At 60.8% G+C, this 20,518-nt stretch carries 19 protein-coding genes; 9 read left to right on the top strand and 10 right to left on the bottom strand.

Translation table 11 applies throughout. The features are described from left to right. Positions 1-35 precede the first annotated feature (35 nt). A complete protein-coding gene (locus tag RIB87_RS06420) occupies positions 36-560 on the top strand; it encodes a L,D-transpeptidase family protein (protein WP_350144719.1) in 525 nt (174 codons plus the stop codon). On the opposite strand, the gene RIB87_RS06425 is transcribed toward RIB87_RS06420, so the two are convergent. Next, complete coding sequence (locus tag RIB87_RS06425; protein ID WP_350144721.1) at positions 557-1,243, bottom strand: YggS family pyridoxal phosphate-dependent enzyme; 687 nt, start codon at positions 1,241-1,243, stop codon at positions 557-559. The genes RIB87_RS06420 and RIB87_RS06425 overlap by 4 nt on opposite strands. Here RIB87_RS06425 and RIB87_RS06430 point away from each other — a divergent pair. After that, on the top strand, positions 1,242-1,892 hold the full coding sequence (locus RIB87_RS06430; protein WP_350144723.1) for a thiamine phosphate synthase: 651 nt from the start codon (positions 1,242-1,244) through the stop codon (positions 1,890-1,892). The two genes, RIB87_RS06425 and RIB87_RS06430, sit on opposite strands and share 2 nt — an antisense overlap. A gap of 112 nt (positions 1,893-2,004) precedes the next feature. Here the strand turns inward: RIB87_RS06430 and RIB87_RS06435 are convergent, their stop codons facing one another. Then, complete coding sequence (locus RIB87_RS06435) at positions 2,005-3,222, bottom strand: porin (protein WP_350144725.1); 1,218 nt, start codon at positions 3,220-3,222, stop codon at positions 2,005-2,007. 547 nt (positions 3,223-3,769) lie between these two features. On the opposite strand from RIB87_RS06435, the gene RIB87_RS06440 reads away from it, so the two are divergent. The 4 genes from RIB87_RS06440 to holA all read left to right on the top strand — a co-directional run bounded on the left by RIB87_RS06440 (position 3,770) and on the right by holA (position 8,936). Then, positions 3,770-4,315 carry a DUF3576 domain-containing protein gene (locus tag RIB87_RS06440; RefSeq protein ID WP_350144727.1) on the top strand — a complete coding sequence of 182 codons (546 nt, stop codon included), beginning with the start codon at positions 3,770-3,772 and terminating at the stop codon, positions 4,313-4,315. 125 nt (positions 4,316-4,440) lie between these two features. After that, a complete protein-coding gene (gene leuS, locus RIB87_RS06445; protein ID WP_350144729.1) occupies positions 4,441-7,086 on the top strand; it encodes a leucine--tRNA ligase in 2,646 nt (881 codons plus the stop codon). 39 nt (positions 7,087-7,125) lie between these two features. Then, positions 7,126-7,878 carry an LPS assembly lipoprotein LptE gene (gene lptE / locus RIB87_RS06450; RefSeq protein WP_350144732.1) on the top strand — a complete coding sequence of 251 codons (753 nt, stop codon included), beginning with the start codon at positions 7,126-7,128 and terminating at the stop codon, positions 7,876-7,878. Positions 7,879-7,907: 29 nt separating this feature from the next. Then, a complete protein-coding gene (gene holA / locus RIB87_RS06455; RefSeq protein ID WP_350144734.1) occupies positions 7,908-8,936 on the top strand; it encodes a DNA polymerase III subunit delta in 1,029 nt (342 codons plus the stop codon). Positions 8,937-8,964: 28 nt separating this feature from the next. Here holA and RIB87_RS06460 read toward each other — a convergent pair whose 3' ends face one another. From RIB87_RS06460 to RIB87_RS06485, 6 genes are all read right to left on the bottom strand, one after another. Next, positions 8,965-9,870 (bottom strand): ParB/RepB/Spo0J family partition protein, encoded by a 906-nt coding sequence (locus RIB87_RS06460; protein ID WP_350144736.1) that lies wholly within the window; start codon positions 9,868-9,870, stop codon positions 8,965-8,967. Between the two features lie 99 nt (positions 9,871-9,969). Then, the gene (locus tag RIB87_RS06465) at positions 9,970-10,812 is read right to left on the bottom strand and encodes a ParA family protein (RefSeq protein ID WP_350145592.1); all 843 of its coding nucleotides are present in this window, start codon (positions 10,810-10,812) and stop codon (positions 9,970-9,972) included. A gap of 61 nt (positions 10,813-10,873) precedes the next feature. After that, positions 10,874-11,539, bottom strand: coding sequence for a 16S rRNA (guanine(527)-N(7))-methyltransferase RsmG (rsmG, locus tag RIB87_RS06470; protein WP_350144738.1), 666 nt, complete (start codon positions 11,537-11,539; stop codon positions 10,874-10,876). Positions 11,540-11,591: 52 nt separating this feature from the next. Beyond that, positions 11,592-13,487 carry a tRNA uridine-5-carboxymethylaminomethyl(34) synthesis enzyme MnmG gene (gene mnmG, locus RIB87_RS06475; RefSeq protein ID WP_350144740.1) on the bottom strand — a complete coding sequence of 632 codons (1,896 nt, stop codon included), beginning with the start codon at positions 13,485-13,487 and terminating at the stop codon, positions 11,592-11,594. A gap of 144 nt (positions 13,488-13,631) precedes the next feature. Next, positions 13,632-14,969 (bottom strand): tRNA uridine-5-carboxymethylaminomethyl(34) synthesis GTPase MnmE, encoded by a 1,338-nt coding sequence (gene mnmE / locus RIB87_RS06480; protein ID WP_350144742.1) that lies wholly within the window; start codon positions 14,967-14,969, stop codon positions 13,632-13,634. Between the two features lie 30 nt (positions 14,970-14,999). Further along, positions 15,000-15,290 carry a DUF6489 family protein gene (locus RIB87_RS06485; protein ID WP_350144744.1) on the bottom strand — a complete coding sequence of 97 codons (291 nt, stop codon included), beginning with the start codon at positions 15,288-15,290 and terminating at the stop codon, positions 15,000-15,002. A 49-nt stretch (positions 15,291-15,339) separates the two neighbouring features. Between RIB87_RS06485 and RIB87_RS06490 the strand changes: the two genes are divergently transcribed. The 3 genes from RIB87_RS06490 (at position 15,340) to RIB87_RS06500 (ending at position 19,217) form a co-directional block, all read left to right on the top strand. After that, entirely contained in the window at positions 15,340-17,364 is a 2,025-nt protein-coding gene (locus RIB87_RS06490; protein WP_350144746.1) for a thioredoxin domain-containing protein, read from the top strand. Positions 17,365-17,475: 111 nt separating this feature from the next. Further along, entirely contained in the window at positions 17,476-18,174 is a 699-nt protein-coding gene (locus RIB87_RS06495) for a dienelactone hydrolase family protein (RefSeq protein ID WP_350144748.1), read from the top strand. Positions 18,175-18,242: 68 nt separating this feature from the next. Continuing rightward, entirely contained in the window at positions 18,243-19,217 is a 975-nt protein-coding gene (locus tag RIB87_RS06500) for a quinone oxidoreductase family protein (protein WP_350144750.1), read from the top strand. Here RIB87_RS06500 and RIB87_RS06505 read toward each other — a convergent pair. After that, on the bottom strand, positions 19,207-19,827 hold the full coding sequence (locus RIB87_RS06505) for a PAS domain-containing protein (protein WP_350144752.1): 621 nt from the start codon (positions 19,825-19,827) through the stop codon (positions 19,207-19,209). The genes RIB87_RS06500 and RIB87_RS06505 overlap by 11 nt on opposite strands. After that, positions 19,824-20,495 (bottom strand): PAS domain-containing protein, encoded by a 672-nt coding sequence (locus RIB87_RS06510; protein WP_350144754.1) that lies wholly within the window; start codon positions 20,493-20,495, stop codon positions 19,824-19,826. Before RIB87_RS06510 ends, RIB87_RS06505 begins: the two co-directional genes overlap by 4 nt. Positions 20,496-20,518: the final 23 nt, after the last annotated feature.

Here is a 20,518-nt window from a genome sequence, read left to right on the forward strand (position 1 = left end):
CACGCGCGGCCCGGCCAATCTGATACTCTGCGGCCATGATCTTTTCGGTTTGGCAACACGGCGCGCGCGCCCATGACGGCCTGATGCGGGCAGGCCCCCGCACGGTGCGCTGCGCCCTTGGGAAAAACGGCATTGTCGCCGATGGGCGCGAAGGGGATGGCGCGACGCCTTCGGGCACCTACCCGCTGCGCCACGTGCTCTATCGCGCTGATCGGGGGGGGCGACCGACAACAGCCCTCAAGGCCAGCCCGATAGGCCCCCGCGACGGATGGTGTGATGATCCTGACAGCCAGGCCTATAACAGGCCCATCCGGTTTCCGTTCCCACGAAGCGCGGAGCATCTGACGCGCCGCGACCGGCTGTATGACCGTATTGTTGTGCTGGGTCACAATGACAATCCGGTGGTGCCCGGATTGGGTAGCGCCATCTTCATGCATGTGGCTCGCGCTGATTATCGCGCGACGCTGGGGTGCGTGGCGCTGGCCCCTGACGACCTGACCTATGTCTTGAAACTTGCGCACCCACACAGCCGACTGCACATCATGCAGACGCCACGCTAATGCTGCGGGCGCGTGCCAAAGATTGCGCTGCCGACACGAACATGGGTTGCACCATGCGCAATGGCCGTTTCGTAGTCCGCGCTCATGCCCATACTCAGGCCAGAAAGGCCATTACGCCTGGCAATGCCTGCCAGCATATCGAAATGGCGGACCGGATCATCCGCGGCAGGGGGAATACACATCAGGCCGCCAATCGCCAAACCGAACTCACTTTGGCATTGGCGAATAAACCCGTCCGCATCTGCAGGCAGCACGCCCGCCTTTTGCGGTTCTGCGCCGGTGTTGACCTGCACAAACACCTGCGGCGCGCGGCCCTGCCGGTCAAACTCCTGCGCCAGCACGCGCGCCAGTTTGGGGCGGTCCAGCGTATGGATGGCATCAAACAGCGCCACCGCCTCCCGCGTCTTGTTGGTTTGCAGCGGGCCAATGAGATGAACCTGCGCGTCTCGATATTGCTCGCGCAACGATGGCCATTTATGCATCGCTTCCTGCACGCGGTTTTCTCCAAACACCCGCGCCCCGGCGTCAAGCACCGGCACAATATCATCAGCGGAAAATGTCTTGCTGACGGCGATAAGGGTCACATCATTCACGGTGCGGCCAGCGCTCTGCGCGGCTTCAGTCATCCGTTCACGGACGGTTTTCAGGCCGTCGGCAGCACTATGGGGAGTGACTTTGCTCATGACGCCGGACAGTAAAGCCGCCTTAGCTGCCAGCGCAAGAGTATGTACGCGCACCTTCGGACCGCGCGGCCCCCATGCGTGGCCATCGCTGATGGTGATGACCGACCACGCACAGCAGGGCGATGCCACGCACCTGATGGATGCCCTGCCTGCCGGAACACTTGTGTGCCTGCGCGACTACGACCACCCCGCCCGGCCAGACCTTGCCCTTGCCCTAAGCGCAAAGGCGAAAGCGAAACGGCTCAGATTGTTGATCGGCAAAGACCCGTGGCTGGCACTGGCGGTGGGGGCATGGGGTGTACATATGCCCGAAGGCCTGTGGCGCATGTCAGCGCGTGGCATATCTGCTGCGCGCGCCCGCGGACTGCGTGTCACGGTATCGGCCCACAGCGTCCGTGCCGCCAGATCTGCCATCAATGGCCCGGCGGGAGCATGCGATGCGCTTGTGGTGTCGCCCGTATTTGAGACCCAAAGCCACCCCGGCCGGAAACCAATGGGCGCGCTTGGCTTTCAGCGCATTTGCAACAGCGCCGGCACTCAAGGCCGCAGCATCCCGGCCTATGCCCTTGGCGGCATGAATGCGCAAACAATTGCAGGCCTTAAAGGCACACATGCATGGGGCGCATGCGGCATTCGCTTCACTGCGTAACTCCAGCGAGCACCAGACAAAAGCAGGCATCAGACAAAAGCGGGCACCGGGCAAAAGAAAAGGGCGGGTCAAAAGACCCGCCCTTCCCGTGTAAGCAGCTAAGTCGAAAGACTTAGAACTTGACGCCGAATTCGGTGAACAGTGCAGAACCTTCGCGGTTCACTGCATCGTCTTCAGCATGCTTGTAACCGAGAGTGACGTTTGCGCCACCGCCCAGTGAGTAGGCAACACCGCCAACCCAAGCTGAGAGGTCAAGCTCGTCGATGCCAGCACCGGTAGCAACGCCGTTCACGAGAAGAGTACCAATGGCACCCGTGCCGCCAACTTCGTCGCGCTGTGCTTCGGCATACTCAAGACCAAAAGTCCAGGGACCCGTGCCATACGTGGCGCCGAGGTTCCAGTGCTTTGTTTCTTCGAGAAGTGCACCCGTGTTGATTGCTGCAATGCCGTCAGTTTCCTTTTCGGCATATGCACCGCCAACTGTGAAGCCAGCGAAACCAACGCTTGCACCCAGAGCCCAGTCTTCGACATCCGGCGTGTTGAGCAGCGTGCCGTCAGCAGTGAGGTAAACACCGCTTACGCCAACATCAACGCCATTGAAGCCGTATTCCCAGGTCAGACCAGCTTCAAACACATTTTCCCATGCGTTGTTGCCAGAGAACGGATCCTGTGTGGATTCGTCACCGGAGAGCTCTGTGGGCTCAGGTGTGTAAGACACACCTACCTGGAAGCCAGCAATGCGCGGCGTGAAGTAGATGATCTTTTCGTTGTCGCCGGAGAAATCGACGACCGTGTTGATGATGCCGCCGGAGTTCGGTGTCATCACGTTGTTGATACCGAAGGTTGCGTCTGTGAACAGAGCAGGCATCGGGTCAAGGTCTGTGTCGTTGGCGAACGTTTCCAGGAACGGCGACGGAGCAACGATTGGCATCTGATCGCCAATACCGTCCTGTGCACCGAACTGGAACTCACCGAAGGCGCCGCTCACCCAGAGGTAGGCTTCGTCCATGGTGTCGAACGCACCGGTTTCACCGGTTTCAAGTTCGAACTTCACGCCAACTTCAATGCCGTTGTCGAGAGTGGTTGAACCCTTGAAGTGCACTTCCGATTCACGAGCGAAACGGATCGTGCGCTGGTCAACGCCTGCACCAAGCGCAACAGGAAGACCCGTCGCACGGTTGATGCCTTCGCCTTCGTCGCTGTCAAAAGCAGCAGCGATACCGCCGACGAAATAACCGCCGACTGCAATGTTAATTTTATCAGCAGCCATAGCGGGCGCGGTCGCAAATGCGGCGGCCACCAGGGCTGTAGTTCCAAGAAGCTTCTTCATGTGTCCCTCACATTCGAAAAGAGGTGTGCTACAGAGCACGAGAACATGCCCAAACGGGACGATACTCGCCCCCCATGCTCGAATGGCAACCTCTGACATTGAACGGCCATCGTCAAGCAAACAGAGGCCGCCGGAAGCTTGCGACCACCACAATGTGGCAAACCCGCCACAATTCCCTAACGAAGCGTTACCAAAACACCCTCTAAAACCCGCAAACGCCCTGAACCGGCGGGAAATCGGAACGGACGAGCCGTCGCAGCATAGGCACGGGCGGGCGCATGGGCGCCATTTGCATGGCGGTCATCCCCTTGTCCGCGCCCGACTGTTGCATCTATGCCGCATCCCGCAGGGGGACGGTGAAGGCACCAGATGCGCGCTCAGCCGAGCGCCCCGGAAACCCGCCGCCCGTGGCGCTTGCTAACGACGGTTTTGGGTCGCTATAAGCGTTGCATATCAAAGTAGAGCGGTCGCGACTGCGGAAACACTGCCGCTCCGACCAGGGTTGAGAAACCAGCACACGATTTGCGCAAAAGGATTCTGTAAGGCTGTGACACATATCTTGAAGGTAGCGGCCCTGGCGGCGCTCAGTTTTGTCCTGGTTGCCTGCAGCGGTGTTGAATCCGAGCAACGCTACCCGACTGAAAAGCCGGGCGGCCAGAGCGACCCGTTTGGCCGCGCCGGTAACGAGCCGGGCATTTTCGGCGAAGGCGGGCTTTTCTCGCTTGGCCTGGGCGGCGACGACAGCGGCGGCGGCAACGGCATCGGCGTCAACAGTTTTCTGTGGCGCGCCTCTCTGGATACCACCTCCTTCATGCCCCTGTCTTCGGCAGACCCGTTTGGCGGTGTCATCATCACCGACTGGTACTCGGCCCCCGAAGCCCCCGGCGAGCGGTTCAAGATGACCATTTACATTCTTGATACGCGGCTGCGCGCCGACGGCGTGAAGGTCTCTGTGTTCAAGCAGGCGCAATTGCCGGATGGCACAGGCTGGGCGGACGCTGCCGTTGCGCCGGGCACTGCCTCACAGCTTGAAAACGCCATCCTGACCCGTGCCCGCCAGTTGCGGATTGATACGCTCGCGGCGGAAGAGTAAGAGCGGCGAGCCTACACCTGCGGCCGCAAACATCGATGCTTGTGCGCCCGCAAGGCCGGATGCATACCGCTTGTCCACCCTCTGCCCCGTCACTTCGTGTCTGCACCCAATCCGAGCCTGCATAAATGACTGCTCCCACGCCCGACACACCCTCCGCAGCGCCGGACCGCTACAACCCCAAAACCGCTGAAGCCAAATGGCAGGCCGCGTGGGACGCGAAGCGCGTTTTTGCGACACCCCCCGGGACCGACCCGCGCCCCAAATACTACGTGCTGGAAATGTTTCCCTATCCGTCCGGGCGCATTCACATGGGGCACGTGCGCAACTACGCCATGGGCGACGTTGTGGCCCGCTACAAGCGCGCCCGCGGCTTTGCTGTTCTGCACCCCATGGGCTGGGACGCCTTCGGGATGCCTGCTGAAAACGCCGCAATGGAAAAAGGTGTCCACCCCAAAGGCTGGACCTATGACAACATCGCCGCCATGCGCGCGCAGCTCAAGGTCATGGGGCTGTCGCTGGACTGGGAGCGCGAGTTTGCCACCAGCGACCCCGCCTACTATCGCCACGAGCAGGCGCTGTTTCTGGACTTCCTGAATGCAGGCCTCGTCGAACGCCGCAATTCCACCGTCAACTGGGACCCGGTGGACAACACCGTGCTCGCCAACGAACAGGTGATTGACGGGCGCGGCTGGCGCTCAGGCGCACCCGTTGAGCAGCGCGAACTGACCCAGTGGTTTTTGAAGATTGCTGACTATGCCGAAGACCTGATCGCAGGCCTGGATACGCTGGACCGCTGGCCCGAAAAAGTCCGGCTGATGCAAAAGAACTGGATCGGCAGGTCGCAGGGCGCGCGGGTGTTTTTTCCCCTCACGGGGGATAATCTGCATACGGATGAAAAGCTGGAGGTTTTTACCACCCGCCCGGACACATTGTTCGGGGCGTCCTTCTGCGCCATCTCTCCGCAGCATCCGCTGGCACAGCGCCTGGCAAAAACCAACACCGCCGTTGCTGATTTTGCCGCCGACTGCGCTCGCGTCGGCACCAGCGAGGAAGCAATCGAGAAGGCTGAAAAGCGGGGGCTTGATACCGGTCTGACAGCGCAGCACCCGTTTATCGAGGGCAAGCATCTGCCGGTGTATATCGCCAACTTCGTGCTGATGGACTACGGCACCGGGGCGATCTTTGGGTGCCCTGCACACGACCAGCGCGACCTTGATTTTGCCCGAAAATATGATCTGCCGGTAACAGCCGTTGTAGCTCCCGCCGACAAGGCGGGCGATGCTGCGTTTGCAGCGGAACTCGAAGCCGGAACGGACGCTTTTACCGGCGATGGCGTGGCCATCAACTCCGGTTTTCTCAACGGGCTGGCGGTTGATGCCGCCAAAGCCCGCGCCATAGAGGCATTGGAAAACGCAGGCCTTGGCACCGGCACCGTCAATTATCGCCTGCGTGACTGGGGCATATCGCGCCAGCGCTACTGGGGCTGCCCGATTCCGGTCATTCACTGCGAGGCATGTGGCGTTGTGCCGGTGCCGCGCGCCGACCTTCCGGTGACGCTGCCCGAAGACGTGACCTTTGACGTGCCCGGCAACCCGCTTGATCGGCACCCCACCTGGAAAAACGTGGACTGCCCCACCTGCGGCAAGCCTGCCCGCCGCGAGACCGACACGTTTGATACATTCGTTGACTCGTCCTGGTACTTCGCCCGCTTCACAGCACCGGATGCGGACACCCCGACAGATATTGATGCCGCCAATGCGTGGCTGCCGGTAGATCAATATATTGGCGGCATCGAGCACGCGATTTTGCATCTGCTGTATGCGCGGTTTTTTACCCGCGCCATGCACAAGACCGGGCATGTGGATGTAACGGAGCCGTTCGCCGGGTTGTTTACCCAGGGCATGGTCAACCATGAGACCTACCGGGCTGCTGACGGCACCTGGCTGTCGCCCACCCAGGTGAGCTTTCAAACCATCGACGGCAAACGTATTGCGACGAACCCGGCCACGGGTGAGGCAGTGACCATCGGCAGTGTCGAAAAAATGTCGAAGTCGAAAAAGAACACCATCGACCCGACAGACATCATCGCTGAATACGGTGCCGACACCGCCCGCTTCTTCATGCTGTCAGACAGCCCGCCCGAACGCGATGTGGAGTGGACAGAGGCCGGTGTCGATGGCGCATGGCGGTTTACGCAGCGCCTTTGGCGTGCCGTCACCGGTCAGCTTGCGGCGATGGCACACCTTGATGCGCCAATCCCGAATGATTTCGATGACCATGCGATGGCACTGCGCAAGGAGACCCACAAAGCCATTCAGGGTGTAACCGAAGGCATTGAGAGTTTTCGGTTCAACAGCGCTGTCGCCCGGCTGTATGAGCTTGTGAATGCGCTGGTGGCCTTCAAGCCTCGCCGCGGCAACGCCGCTGATGGGTTTGCATTGCGCGAAGCAAGCGAAGCGTTGGTGCGGTTGGCGGCTCCCATGATCCCGCATCTGGCCGAAGAGGCTTGGGCGCAGCTGGGCCACAGCGAGCTGTTGGTCAACACGCCCTGGCCCGAAGCAGATACAGCGCTGCTCGTAGAAGACACGGTAACGCTGGCCGTACAGGTCAACGGCAAGCGCCGCGACGAGCTGACAGTTGCGCGCGATGCGGATCAGCCTAGTATCGAACAGGCTGCGCTGGCACTTGAGAAAGTGCAAAAGGCTCTGGACGGTAAACAGGTGCGGAAAATCATCGTCGTGCCCGGGCGTATCGTCAACGTGGTTGGATAAGCTGCACAAACCACATTGAAACGGAAGACAGGGATACAGATGCACCGATCCGGCGGTTTTGTTTTCGCACTTGCAGCCTCGCTTTTGCTGGCGGCGTGTTCTTTCAGGCCGTTATATGGCAGCGACCAGCAGGGCACAGCGGCACGCGAAGGTAGCGCCGACATCATGATTTCAGCCATTGGCGACAACCGGGTAGGTCAGCAGCTTCGCAACGGCCTTATCGACCGCCTCACCCCGCGCGGCCAGTCGGCCAGCGCCGCCTACCGGCTTGATGTCGCAATCACCGATGTGCTCGCTGATCTCCTGGTGCAGGAAGACTCAACCGTGCTGCGCCGGAACTACCGCCTGACAGCGACCTACCGTCTGATTGAGGTCGCAACCGGCGAGCAGGTGTTCAGCGCACAAACCACCCGAACCGCAGCGCTCAACCGCCTTGATTCGGAATACGCCAACGTCATAGCCCAACGCGACGCCGAAGAACGCGCAGCAGACGCTGTTGCTTCTGTCATCGCTCAACGTCTCGGCATTGCCTTGTCGCAGCTTGCGTCACCTGAAAACCGCCGCAAGGCAGCACTGCGCGAAGCGGCTATTGTTCAGCAGGCACCAGCGCCCCGCGCAACACCGCCGCAACCTGCCGAGTTTCCCCTTTCTGCTCCCCGATCTGATCCGGCGCCCGCGCCTGATCCCATCGCAGCACCAGTCGCAGCGCCAGTTGTGGAGCCCGTTTCGGCAACGCGTCAAACAAGCGATCAGCGCTTTCCGGACCCCGTGGCTATTGAGCCCGGCCAATAGACTTTGGCAGAACCGGACGCTGCACTGGCATGAAGCTGAAACCCGCCGAGATAGACCGCTTCATCAAAAGCCCGCCTGATACAGTAAGAGCCGCGCTGATTTACGGTCCGGACCTTGGCCTTGTGCGCGAGCGTGCGCGGGCATTGCTCAACGCCCTGACAGACACGCCGGACGATCCCTTCAGTGTAGCTGACGTGGAAGAACAGACCCTGAAGGGAGACCCGGCCCGCCTTGCCGATGAGGCAGGTGCTGTGGCGATGTTCGGTGGCAGGCGTGTTGTGCGGGTACGTGACGCGGGCGAGGCCGCGGCAAAATCATTGGACGGCTATTTGAAACTGCCCGGCGACGGCTTTGTTATTCTTGAGGCAGGCGACCTTGCGCCCAGATCAGCACTGCGCAAGCTGACCGAAGCATCAAAGCAGGCGGCAGCCCTGCCCTGTTATTCTGACACCACGGAGAACCTTGAGCGCCTCGCCGCATCGATGATCCGCGAGGCAGGGCTCCAGATTGATGCGCCGGTGCTTTCCACACTTGTTGAGCAACTGGGCGCTGACCGGCAGCTGTCGCGCAATGAAATTGAAAAACTCATTCTCTACAAGGGCGGCGAAAGCCCCGTGACGCTTGACGACATCGCCGCCAGTGTCGGCGGGGCGGATGGACGCGGCCTTGATGACGCCATCGACAGTGCGGCAGGCGGCGACATGCAGGCGTTTGACGCCAACTTCGCGAGGCTCATTGAGGCGGGCATGGCCCCAGACCGAATAATCCGTACACTGACAATGCACATGCAGCGGCTGCATCTGGTGTTGGGCCGCGTCGAGCGCGGCGGGCGACTGGACGAGATCGTTCGGTCGCTGCGCCCGCCGCTGCATTTTTCGCGGCAGCCAGCATTGCGCCGACAATGCGCGGTGTGGTCAAGGCGACGGCTGGATGGTGCCCTTGCAATGCTGGCAGATGCCGAAGCGCAATGCCGGGGTGCCGGACCGCTCTCACAGGCCGTGGTGGCGCGCGCCATGATGAGCATCGCCCACGCGGCCGCCGCAGGTCGCCGGGGTTAAATCAGACACCACAAAGACACGGCGCGGCCTAGATCTTGCCGTGCGCCAGACGGCGGCAGATTTCATCAAGCTGCTCAAGCGTCCTGTATGACACCGACAAGGTGCCACCCTTGTCGCCCTTGTGATCAATCGACACCGCCAGACCGAGGGCATCGGTGATATTGCGCTCCAGCGATTTTGTGTCGGCATCCTTGGGCCGCTTCGCCGCTGAAGACTTGCCACCCCCCTTCGGCGCATCAGCCAGAGGAGCCTTGCCCAAAGCCTCAGCCTCACGCACCGACAGCCCGTCAGCAATAATCTGCTTGGCAAGTGCAACTGCGTTGTCATGCCCCATGATGGCGCGCGCATGACCTGCCGTGAGGTCGCCGGACGCCACAAATCCACGCACTTTTTTCGGCAGCGTCAAAAGCCGCAACGTGTTGGCCACATGGCTGCGGCTCTTGCCAATGAGTTTTGACACATCCGCCTGGGTATATTTGAACTCGTCCATCAGCCGGTCATAACCATCAGCCTCTTCAATGGGGTTGAGGTCGGCGCGCTGCACATTCTCGATGATGGCAATTTCAAGCGTCTCGGCATCGGTGAGGTCGCGGACCGTCACCGGCACCCGGTCCAGCTTCGCTGCCTGCGCCGCCCGCCAGCGCCGCTCGCCGGCAACAATCTCGAACGAATTGGTGGCGCCCGAAACCGGCCGCACGACGATGGGCTGCAATACACCCTTCTGCGCAACGGAAGCTGTCAGGTCGGCCAGATCATCCGCCGTGAACGTGCGGCGCGGCTGAAAAGGGTTGGGCCGCAGAAACTCGATGGGCACCGTATTGGGACTGATCTTGGCAGCGGGCGCACCAGCCCCCGTAGTGTTCGTCGGTTCGTCGCCGATCAGCGCTGCAAGTCCGCGCCCAAGCCCCCGCCGTTTACCTTCATCTGCCGCCATTTTCCTGAACTTTCTGTTGTTGTAGGCACCTGAGAGGTGCGGGCACTACCTGGCCCTACTTTTGGGGTGTTGCGTTGCTGACGACCGATCAAAACCGGGTCAGGCAGCGGCGTGACGAATGTCCCGCTCACGCTGGATCAACTCGGAAGCGAGCTTCATGTATGCCTTCGAGCCCGCGCATTTGTAGTCATAGACCAGCGCCGGCTTGCCGAAGCTCGGCGCCTCGGAAATGCGCACATTGCGCGGAATGACCGTGCGATACACCTTGTCGCCCATGTGCGCACGAACGTCTGCCGCCACCTGGTCCGACAGATTGTTCCGCTTATCAAACATTGTCAGCACAATGCCCTGGATTTCCAGATCCGGGTTCAGGCTGGCCTTCACCCGGTCCACCGTCCGCAGCAACTGGCTCAACCCTTCAAGGGCAAAAAACTCGCACTGCAGCGGAACCAGAATGGCATCTGCTGCGACCATGGCATTGATGGTCAAAAGATTGAGCGACGGCGGGCAGTCAACCAGCACATAAGAGTAGGCGCGACCGGCATCCGATCGGGTGAAAGCATCCAGCGCATCGTTCAACCGATGTGAGCGGTGATCAAAATCAGCCAGCTCAAGCTCAGCCCCCAGAAGATCCATTGTCGAGGCCACCAAAGACAGCCCCGGAACGGATGTATCAATCACAGCGTCGGCCAACTCGGCATCGCCAACCAGCACGTCATAAGCCGACACCGGTCGCTCATCGCGATCAACCCCAAGACCGGTGGACGCATTTCCCTGCGGATCAAGATCAACGATCAAAACCCGCTCGCCGACGGCAGCCAGCGCGGTGCCCAGATTGATGGCGGTGGTGGTTTTGCCGACACCGCCCTTCTGGTTGGCCAGCACCAATACGCGAGGCTGCGACGGCGCAACGGCGGCACGAATGGCAGAGAGGTCAATCAGATCCTTTGCCGGGGCAGACGCACCCGCCTTGCCGGACGCGTCATCGGGCGACTTGCGATCTTTATGCTTTGACTTCTTGTGGGCGGACACGGGCAAGCTCCTCAAGCTTTAGTATGACCCCGTCGCCGGACGTATGGCTTGGGATATTGGACGCTTTAATCGTCCACCATTTTGACGCCTCGGTCAATTCCAACCCTACATCTCGGCCCTTTGGAAACAGACCCACACTATGTTGTGTCCAAAAAGGCTCAATCATCTCCAGGAGCTTCGGGAGGGGTGCCAGTGCACGGGCGGAAATCACCTGCAGCCCTGCAGGCGGCAGGGCTGCAAGTTCGGCCGCAGCACTACCTGCGCGCATCGCCATTACACGGGCGGGCGCGCCGGTCTGCGCAATGACCGTTTGCAGGAATGCACATTTGCGGGTGTCGCTCTCAACAAGCACAACCTCCGCACGCGGATCAATCTCCGCGAGCATGATCGCGATCACCAGACCGGGAAAGCCTGCCCCGCTTCCAATATCCAGCCAGCGTTCAACGCCTTGCGGTGCCAGCGCCAGCAACTGCGCGGAGTCGGCAAAATGCCGCTCCCAGGCCTGCTCAATGGTGGAAGGCGACACGAGGTTGATCGTGCCCTGCCACTTTACCAGCAGAGCATGGTAGGCGCGCAGGCGTTCGCGTGTTTCACGTGAAACAGCCCCCAGGCCGCAAACAGATTCCAAGTCAGTCACTTGCAGACCTTTATCCACAGGAAATGCAGCGAAGGCAGCGCCCAGGCAGCACCTAGGCAGCAACACCGGAGCCGGACGGGCGCGACCGCAAATGCATAAGCAATGCGGTGATCGCCGCCGCCGTAACACCCTCAACCCGCGCAGCCTGTCCCAATGTTGCAGGCTGCACACGCGTGAGCCGCTGCTGACATTCAATCGACAGTCCGGGCACGGATGTATAGTCGAGGCCGGACGGCAGCCCCACATTCTCATCGCGCTCGAACGCGCGAATGTCGGACGCCTGCCGGTCAAGATAAACCGCATAGCCCCCTTCGATTTCCATTTGCTCGGCGACGGCAGCATCCATGCCGCCAAGCTCTGGCCACACACCGCTTAGCCACGCCATATCCACATCGCGGTAGCGCAGCATTTCAAAGGCAGACCGGCGCACGCCGTCCTGATTGATCTTCAGACCTTTTTGAGCAGCCTCCCGCGGCAGGATGGTGAACGCGTCCAGCATCGCCCGCGCCCTGTCAAGCGCCTCACGCTTGGCGGCAAAGGCCCGCGACCGCTGTGTGCCTACACAGCCAATTTCAATGCCGCGACCGGTCAGTCGCTGGTCTGCATTGTCGGCCCGCAAGCTAAGGCGATATTCAGCGCGGCTGGTGAACATCCGGTAGGGCTCGCTGACCCCGCGTGTCACCAGGTCATCAATCATCACGCCGATATACGACGTCGAGCGATCAAAACTGACTGCCTCCCTGCCGCCGGCAAGACGCGCCGCATTCAGACCCGCCACCAGCCCCTGGGCGGCAGCCTCTTCATAGCCGGTGGTGCCGTTGATCTGCCCCGCCAGAAAAAGCCCCGGCACGCTCTTGACCTCAAGCCCTGCGCTCAGTTCGCGCGGGTCCACATAATCATACTCAATGGCATAACCCGGCCTGACCATCCTGGCACCTTCGAGGCCGGGAATGGTCTTGAGCATGGCAAGCTGGACATCTTCGGGCAACGACGTGGAAATGCCGTTTGGATAAACCGTCGTGTCATCCAGGCCTTCAGGCTCCAGAAAAATCTGGTGACGGTCTTTTTCCGCAAAGCGCACCACCTTGTCTTCAACGGACGGGCAATAGCGCGGCCCGGTGCCTTCGATCTGGCCCGAATACATCGGCGCACGATCAAGATTGGCGCGGATAATGTCGTGGGTCGCCTGCGTTGTGCCCGTCACATAGCAGCTTATCTGGCGCTGGGTAATGGCCCCCGTCAGTGTTGAGAACGGCTCGGGCGGCTCATCGCCTTTTTGTTCCGGAAGCGATTCCCACCTTATGGTCCGCCCATCAAGACGCGGCGGCGTGCCGGTCTTGAGACGCCCAAGGTTTAGCCCGAAGCTGTCCAGGGTTTCCGCCAGACCAACCGCCGGGGCATCGCCGATGCGCCCGCCGGCGGACTTCGTCTCGCCCATATGAATGATGCCGCGCAGGAACGTACCGGTGGTCAGCACCACTGCGCCAGCAAGCAGTCGCCGTCCGTCTGCCAGAACCACACCGGTCACGCGGCGACAGTCAACAACCAGATCCTCGACGCCGGATTCAACAACGACAAGATTGCTGACAGATGAAATGGCCCCCTGCATGGCCGTCCGATAGAGCGCCCGGTCTGCCTGCGCGCGCGGGCCGCGCACGGCAGGCCCCTTGCGCCGGTTGAGCATTCTGAACTGAATGCCGCCTGCATCCGCCACACGCCCCATCAACCCATCGAGCGCATCAACCTCGCGCACCAGATGACCCTTGCCGATGCCGCCGATCGCAGGGTTGCACGACATTTCGCCAATCCGGTCTGCACGGTGGGTCACAAGCGCCGTGCGAGCCCCAAGCCGCGCGGCAGCAGCAGCAGCCTCGCAGCCCGCATGGCCCCCGCCAATGACGATCACGTCATAGCTGGTGCCGTCTGCGGGAGACGCGATATTTGTCATGCAGGGCATATCTGTCTTCATGGCCGCCGTGCTTACCGTACTTTGCACGCCAGCTAAAGAGCCAAGGGTGCGGTTTATCCACAGCTTTGGACTCCCTTTGTTTCACGTGAAACATTCAGCGGGCGGGCAGGTTCACTCCGGCTCTTATTTGCCGATGCAAAAATCGCGGAAGATCACGTCCAGCACGTCTTCCACATCCACCGCGCCAACCAGTCGGCCAAGTGCCCGCAGCGCCAGCCGAAGTTCCTCACTGACCAGCGCCGCTTCGCCGTCATCACGGCTTTCCTCAAGGCATCGCTCAAGGGCCGCGTGCGCGTCGCCCAAAGCCGCAGCCTGACGCGCACGGCCAACCACCGACGCAACACCTGCTCCTCCCGCCAACTGCATTGCCGCATCAAGCAGCCACGCCTCGAGCGCGTCCATGCCAGCACCGGATTTTGCCGAAATGGCAATATCAATACCATCAGGCGCTGCGCTGTCGGCAATGTCAGCCTTGTTGCCCACATTCAACTTGCGGCCCTGCCCAATGCCAACCGGCCAGTCGGGCCTGTGATGTCCGCCTTGGCTCAGGTCGCTCACCAACAGCGCAATATCCGCGCCCGCAGCGCGCGCATGGGACCGCGCAATGCCCTCACGCTCCAGGGGATCGTCCGTCTCCCGAAGCCCGGCGGTATCCGCCAGCACAACGGGTATACCGCCCAGATCGAGCCGCACTTCAATCACGTCACGGGTGGTGCCTGATATGTCGGAAACTATGGCCGCGTCGCGCCGGGCAAGCCGGTTCAGCAAACTGGACTTGCCCACATTCGGCGGCCCCAGAATGGCGACCTGAACACCATCACGCATGATTTCTCCACGGCGGGCGAAGGCCAGTATATCCGCCATCTCCCGCGTCACCAGTGAGATGCGGGCAACGGCCTGCGCATTCAGGCCGTCGGGAAGCTCCTCGTCGCTGAAATCAATTTCGGCCTCAACGAGCGCCAGGGCGCCGATCAGCGTCTCGCGCCATGCAGCGCAGCGCGCCGCCAGACCGCCTTCCGCCTGCGCCAGTGCCAACCGCCGTTGTCCTGCGGTCTCTGCCTCAATGAGATCCGCAAGCCCCTCCACCTGGGTCAGATCCATGCGGCCATTGCCAAAGGCGCGGCGGGTGAACTCGCCGGGTTCAGCAAGCCGCACACTTTCAAGGGCGCCAAGCGCGTTCAGCACCCCCAAGACGACTGCCCGTCCGCCATGCACATGAAACTCGGCCATGTCCTCGCCCGTGACAGTGCCCGGCCCCGGAAGCCACAGCACCAGCGCCTTGTCCAGCATGTCCCCGGTTTCAGGATCAGTCAGAGTGCGCACAGTGGCGCGGCGCGGTGAAGGCAGCCGCACGCCGGTAAGCGCCCTTATTGCTGCGCCCGCTGCCCCACCGCTGACACGGATTACCGCTATACCTGCGCGTCCCTGCCCGCTCGACAGGGCAAAAATCGTTGAGTCCATACTCTTGTCGTGCCGCTTGTCAGAACACTATTAGCTGCGCTTGCGCGGGCGTTTAGCGGTCTTTGCTGCGGGGGGTGAATCGCCCTCGCCCACCGCTGATTTGGCAACCGCCCAAAGCAGCTTCTGCAACTTGTCGATACCTTCAACACCAACCGGCAACACGCTTTTCACCAGCAGCTCCGGATCGATATAGGCGACGTTGCGCTTGATCTGATCGCTGATCTGCCCAACAAGCTCCTCCTGCATCGGAGCCAGATCCGGCAGGCCGATTACCTTGCGCGCTTCTTCCGGCGTCATGTCCACTTCAATGTTGATCTTCATTCGCTGCTCCTGCACCCATAGGGCTACCGTTCCAGTACTGAAGGCTACCATGTCACAAAACCTGCTCGCCGAAGAGACCAGTCCTTATCTTCTTCAGCACAAGGACAATCCGGTGCACTGGCATCCGTGGGGACCGCAGGCGCTGGCGCAGGCCAAAGCATCCAACAAACCCATCCTGCTGTCGGTAGGCTACGCCGCCTGCCACTGGTGCCACGTGATGGCCCATGAGAGCTTTGAGGATGAAGACGTTGCCGCCGTCATGAACGAGCTGTTCGTCAACATCAAGGTGGACCGCGAAGAGCGCCCGGACATCGACACGATTTACATGTCCGCACTGCATCATCTGGGTGAACAAGGCGGCTGGCCGCTCACCATGTTTTTGACACCTGATGGGGAGCCGTTTTGGGGCGGCACTTATTTTCCAAAGACAGCGGGCTACGGGCGGCCCGGGTTTCCAGACGTGCTGCGCGAAGTGTCGCGCATCTACCATGACGAAGGCGACAAGGTTGCCAAAAACCGCGACGCCCTGCGTGAAGCCCTCAGGGCGCAGGCAGCCCGGCAGGCCCCCGGAAAGCCCGCCCCGCAAATCCTTGACGAAGTCGCGGACCGTCTTGTGCGCAACATCGATCCGGAGAACGGCGGCATTGGCGCAGCACCCAAGTTCCCGCAGCCGTTCTTGCTAGAGCTTTTGTGGCGCACCTGGCTGCGCATCGGCGACGAGCGCTGCCGCAACGCTGTGACCCTCACCCTCACCCGCATGTGCCAGGGCGGTATCTACGATCATCTGGGCGGCGGGCTGGCCCGCTATGCGGTGGATGACACATGGCTGGTCCCGCATTTTGAAAAGATGCTCTACGACAATGCCAGTTTCATAGGCCTGCTGACCCACGTCGCCAAAGGCACCGCCAACCCGCTGTTTGAAAACCGTCTGCGCGAAACAATCAGTTGGGTGCTGCGCGAAATGGTGACCGCCGAAGGTGCCTTCGCAGCCAGCATCGATGCCGACAGCGAGGGCGAAGAAGGCAAGTTTTATGTCTGGAGTGAGGCGGAAGTTGACGCTGCCCTGTCAGACTTTGCCCCGGCTGAAGTCACGCACTTCAAACAGGTGTACGACGTAACCCCTCACGGCAACTTCGAGGGCCACACCATTCTCAACCGGCTGGCCCACCCCGACGCACTGCCCGATGAAACCGAAGCCCTGTTTGCCCGCATGCGCCAGGTGCTGTTCACCACCCGCAAACCACGCGTCCGCCCCGGCTGGGACGACAAGGCCCTTACGGACTGGAACGGCCAGATGATTGCAGCCCTCGCCCGTGCGGCAGGGGCCTTCGATGAACCCATATGGCTGGAAGCAGCCTCCACCGCATTCAGTTTTATCCGTACACAGATGATTAGAAATGGCAGGCTGCACCACGCATTCAGGGCAGGCCGCCTGCAACACCTTGCCATGGCGGACGGCTACGCCAACATGATTTCCGCAGCGCTGGCGCTCTACGAGACAACCGGCACCGACACCTATCTGGCACAGGCACGCCAGTGGGCGGATGAGCTGCACACCCATTACTGGGATGCTGAAGGCGGCGGCTATTTCTTTACAGCCGACGATGCCGAAGCGCTGGTTGTGCGCACCCGCAGCGTCACAGACGACGCAACACCCTCAGCCAACGGCACCATGATCGAAAACCTGGCCCGCCTTTGGTATCTGACCGGCGACACCACATATCAGGACCGCGCCAATAGCCTGGTCCGGACGTTTGCCGGTGAACTGGCGCGCAATTTCTTCCCCATGTGCACCTACCTTAACGGGCTGGATACACTGCTGAACGCCGTACAGGTGGTTATCGCCGGCGACGGCGAGGAAGCCGACGACATGCGCGCCACAGCCCTTTCCGCCTCGTTGCCCTATCGCGTCATCAACTATGCACGGGCAGATCTGCCCCCGGGGCACCCGGCATTTGAAAAAACCGTGCCCTCCGGCTGGCAGGCCGCAGCTTATGTGTGCGAAGGCACAAACTGCTCTTTGCCGGTTGAAACAGCAAACGCCCTGCACAGCATGTTGGCGCGGCCGGTTTGATCCGCCAAACAGGCCGTCACCAACAAGGCTTGCGCAGCCCTTCAACCGCGTTAAGGTGCCGGTAAATTACCCCCATCAAGACACAACCAGACACAAAATGGAGCCTCGACCGTGAGCGGACGCGACATTGAGATCAAAGGCCCGGACGGCACCTTCAGCGGCTATCTGGCGACGCCCGATAACGGCAAGGGCCCCGGCATCGTCGTCATTCAGGAGATTTTCGGCGTCAACCAGGTGATGCGCGACATCTGCGACGACCTTGCCCGTGAGGGTTTTGTAGCGCTGTGCCCGGATCTGTTCTGGCGGCTTGAACCCGGTATTCAGATTACCGACAAGACCGACGAAGAATGGGCCAAGGCATTTGAGCTGTTCGGCAAGTTCGATGTGGATGCAGGCATCATTGATGTGGACGCAACCATCGAGCATCTGCGCCAGATGGAGGTGTGCAACAACAAGGTGGGTGCTGTGGGATATTGCCTCGGCGGCCTGCTTGCCTACCTGACGGCAGCGCGCACGGACGCTGACGCCAGCGTCGGCTTTTACGGCGTCAACATTCAGGAGAAGCTCGACGAAGCCGAGCAGATCAAAAAACCATTGATGCTGCACATTGCCGAACTCGATGAGTTCGTTCCCGCTGAGGCGCAGGCCGCGGTGAAGGCGGGACTCAAGGAAAACCCTAATGTCACTATCCACACTTATGCAGGCCGCGACCACGCATTTGCCCGCGAAGGCGGTGCACATTATCACAAGAGTGACGCGGACCTCGCCAATGGCCGCACGCTGGCATTCTTCCGGCAGCACCTGAAATAGCCGCCGGACTGACTCAATCCGGCCATCGTTCCGTACACGAATCAAATTACCCCTGAAAGTAATCCACGATGGTCAAAGCTGTTCGTATTCACAAAACCGGCGGGCCCGAGGTTCTCTCCTATGAAGACATTGACCTCACCCCTCCCGGTGCCGGTCAGGTGCGCGTGCGGCACACAGCGATCGGCCTCAATTACATCGACACCTATTTCAGGTCAGGCCTTTACCCGGCCCCCATTCCCTGCGGCCTTGGGCTTGAAGCCGCCGGCGTCGTCGAGGAACTGGGCGACGGCGTAACCACACTGGTTGTGGGCGATCGTGTTGCTTACGGCTCAGGCCCGCTGGGTGCCTATTCGCAGGCCCAGAACGCTCCCGCCAATCGTCTGGTCAAAATCCCCGACGGTGTGAGCGATAAAGATGCCGCAGCCATGATGCTCAAAGGCATGACGGTGCAGTATCTTCTGCGCCGCACATATGAAGTTAAGGCCGGTGACACGATCTTGTTTCACGCAGCCGCCGGTGGCGTCGGCCTCATCGCCTGCCAATGGGCAAAGCACCTGGGCGCAACCGTGATCGGCACTGCTGGCAGCGAAGAAAAAGCACAGCTAGCCAAACAGGCCGGTGCCGATCATGTGATCCTCTATCGCGACGAAGACGTGCCTGCCCGTGTCCGCGACATTACCGACGGCAAAATGGTGCCGGTTGTTTATGACGGTGTTGGCAAAGATACGTTCGACATGTCGCTTGATTGCCTTGCGCCCCTCGGCCTGATGGTGAGTTTTGGCAATGCGTCCGGTGCCGTGCCACCTATCGACATCAGCATCCTCAACCTCAAGGGGTCACTGTTCGTCACCCGCCCGTCCCTGGCCGCCTACACGGCAAGCGATGCAGACCTGGCAATGACCGCAGCAGACCTGTTTGACGTCATGGCAAAGGGTGCTGTGAAAGCAGATGTGCGTCAGGAATATGCTCTGGCCGATGCGGCACAGGCACACACAGACCTTGAGGCCCGCAAAACGACCGGCGCGACAGTGCTTATTCCGTAGTCAGCCGCTTATCCGCAGACACAGGCAGGCCAAACCCCAAGTCAAGATAGCCGATACGCTTGATGACTGTGCGCGGCCCGGCATCCAGCTCAAAGCGGTCAGCAGCCTGTTCATCGCACATGGTGCCGGTGCCGATCATCCGCAGCGCGCCATCCGCACCAGCCGACACCGGCAATGTCAGAAACTCGAACACATGCACCAGCCCGCGCGTGTCGGTAACCTCACGATGTTGCACAAATCCACACGGCATCGAATGCAGCAAACGCATCCGCTCCTGCTCAACAGAGCGCTCCTTCTCAGGAAGCAGATCAAAAACGTTGTCTCCGGTAAGATCGGTTTTCATCCACTCCGCCAGCATTGTGCCCCATACCCGGTACACCACACGGTCAGACCCCTCCCATCGCAGATATCGCATGTAAGGCAGAAGTGAAACAAACGCGGACGGATCAATGTCATCGGGAGACGGCATCGACGCGGAGCCTCGCGCCCTCATCCAGTAGGCCAAAAACGCAGCACCGCGCTGCGACAGGTCACCCGTTTCGATAAAGCCGCAAAGCGGACTTGCCTGTGCAGGGCCGTCGGCATGGCGGGCCGACAACAAGCCACTCATGCGCCCGCCCCGGGAATACCAAAACCGACATCGATATAGCTGAAGTCAAGTGTATCCATGGGCCGCGTGCGATCAGCCTCACCGTTCCAGCGCTCAGGAATCTCGCGCACCATGACCGTGCCAAGAATACGGCTGGGGTGTCCGCGAACGGGCAGATGAACAAGTTCAATCTCACGTGCGCTGCCGCCTTCAAAATAGGCATGGCGCACCGTAACACTACCGCAGGGCTGAGCGTGCAGTGCTCTGAATCGTTCCACCTCAAGTGGCAGTGTTTCGGGCTCAAAAAGGTCGAGCAGGTTGAACCCCGTAAGATCCATCCCGAACGCGGTACTTAACGCACTGCCAAAAACGCGGATCCGCAGATCCTCCGGCCCGTCCCAGCTCATGTAGCGCGCATAAGGCAAAATCTCGTGAAAGTTTTTCGGACTGATGTCAGACGTTGCGGGAACCGGATTGTCGCCGCGTGCACCATGCCAGTAAGCGATCAACTCCTGACCCACATTGGTGAGCGCAATACCACCATGAGCAGACGCCAGACTTTGACGCAGCCCTGACGAAGCCGTTTTCGCCGTTCTTGCATGGTGCGGATCAAAGGCCTTTGTCGCCCAACCGGGAACAACGCCACTTTGTCGTGACCCGAGCAACCAACCTGAAGCGTCTTTGGGCACCCGATTACTCCACCCCCGCACCT

It is taken from the genome of Pyruvatibacter sp. (assembly GCF_040219635.1).
GTDB lineage: Bacteria > Pseudomonadota > Alphaproteobacteria > CGMCC-115125 > CGMCC-115125 > Pyruvatibacter.

Coding starts and splice junctions, on each gene's coding strand:
- RIB87_RS06460 (WP_350144736.1), bottom strand. CDS start 9,870: ATGGCGGCAGATGAAGGTAAACGGCGGGGGCTTGGGCGCGGACTTGCA.
- leuS (WP_350144729.1), top strand. CDS start 4,441: ATGACTGCTCCCACGCCCGACACACCCTCCGCAGCGCCGGACCGCTAC.
- RIB87_RS06490 (WP_350144746.1), top strand. CDS start 15,340: ATGTCACAAAACCTGCTCGCCGAAGAGACCAGTCCTTATCTTCTTCAG.
- mnmG (WP_350144740.1), bottom strand. CDS start 13,487: ATGACAAATATCGCGTCTCCCGCAGACGGCACCAGCTATGACGTGATC.
- lptE (WP_350144732.1), top strand. CDS start 7,126: ATGCACCGATCCGGCGGTTTTGTTTTCGCACTTGCAGCCTCGCTTTTG.
- RIB87_RS06485 (WP_350144744.1), bottom strand. CDS start 15,290: ATGAAGATCAACATTGAAGTGGACATGACGCCGGAAGAAGCGCGCAAG.
- mnmE (WP_350144742.1), bottom strand. CDS start 14,969: ATGGACTCAACGATTTTTGCCCTGTCGAGCGGGCAGGGACGCGCAGGT.
- holA (WP_350144734.1), top strand. CDS start 7,908: ATGAAGCTGAAACCCGCCGAGATAGACCGCTTCATCAAAAGCCCGCCT.
- RIB87_RS06435 (WP_350144725.1), bottom strand. CDS start 3,222: ATGAAGAAGCTTCTTGGAACTACAGCCCTGGTGGCCGCCGCATTTGCG.
- RIB87_RS06425 (WP_350144721.1), bottom strand. CDS start 1,243: ATGAGCAAAGTCACTCCCCATAGTGCTGCCGACGGCCTGAAAACCGTC.
- RIB87_RS06505 (WP_350144752.1), bottom strand. CDS start 19,827: ATGAGTGGCTTGTTGTCGGCCCGCCATGCCGACGGCCCTGCACAGGCA.
- RIB87_RS06420 (WP_350144719.1), top strand. CDS start 36: ATGATCTTTTCGGTTTGGCAACACGGCGCGCGCGCCCATGACGGCCTG.
- RIB87_RS06430 (WP_350144723.1), top strand. CDS start 1,242: ATGACGCCGGACAGTAAAGCCGCCTTAGCTGCCAGCGCAAGAGTATGT.
- RIB87_RS06500 (WP_350144750.1), top strand. CDS start 18,243: ATGGTCAAAGCTGTTCGTATTCACAAAACCGGCGGGCCCGAGGTTCTC.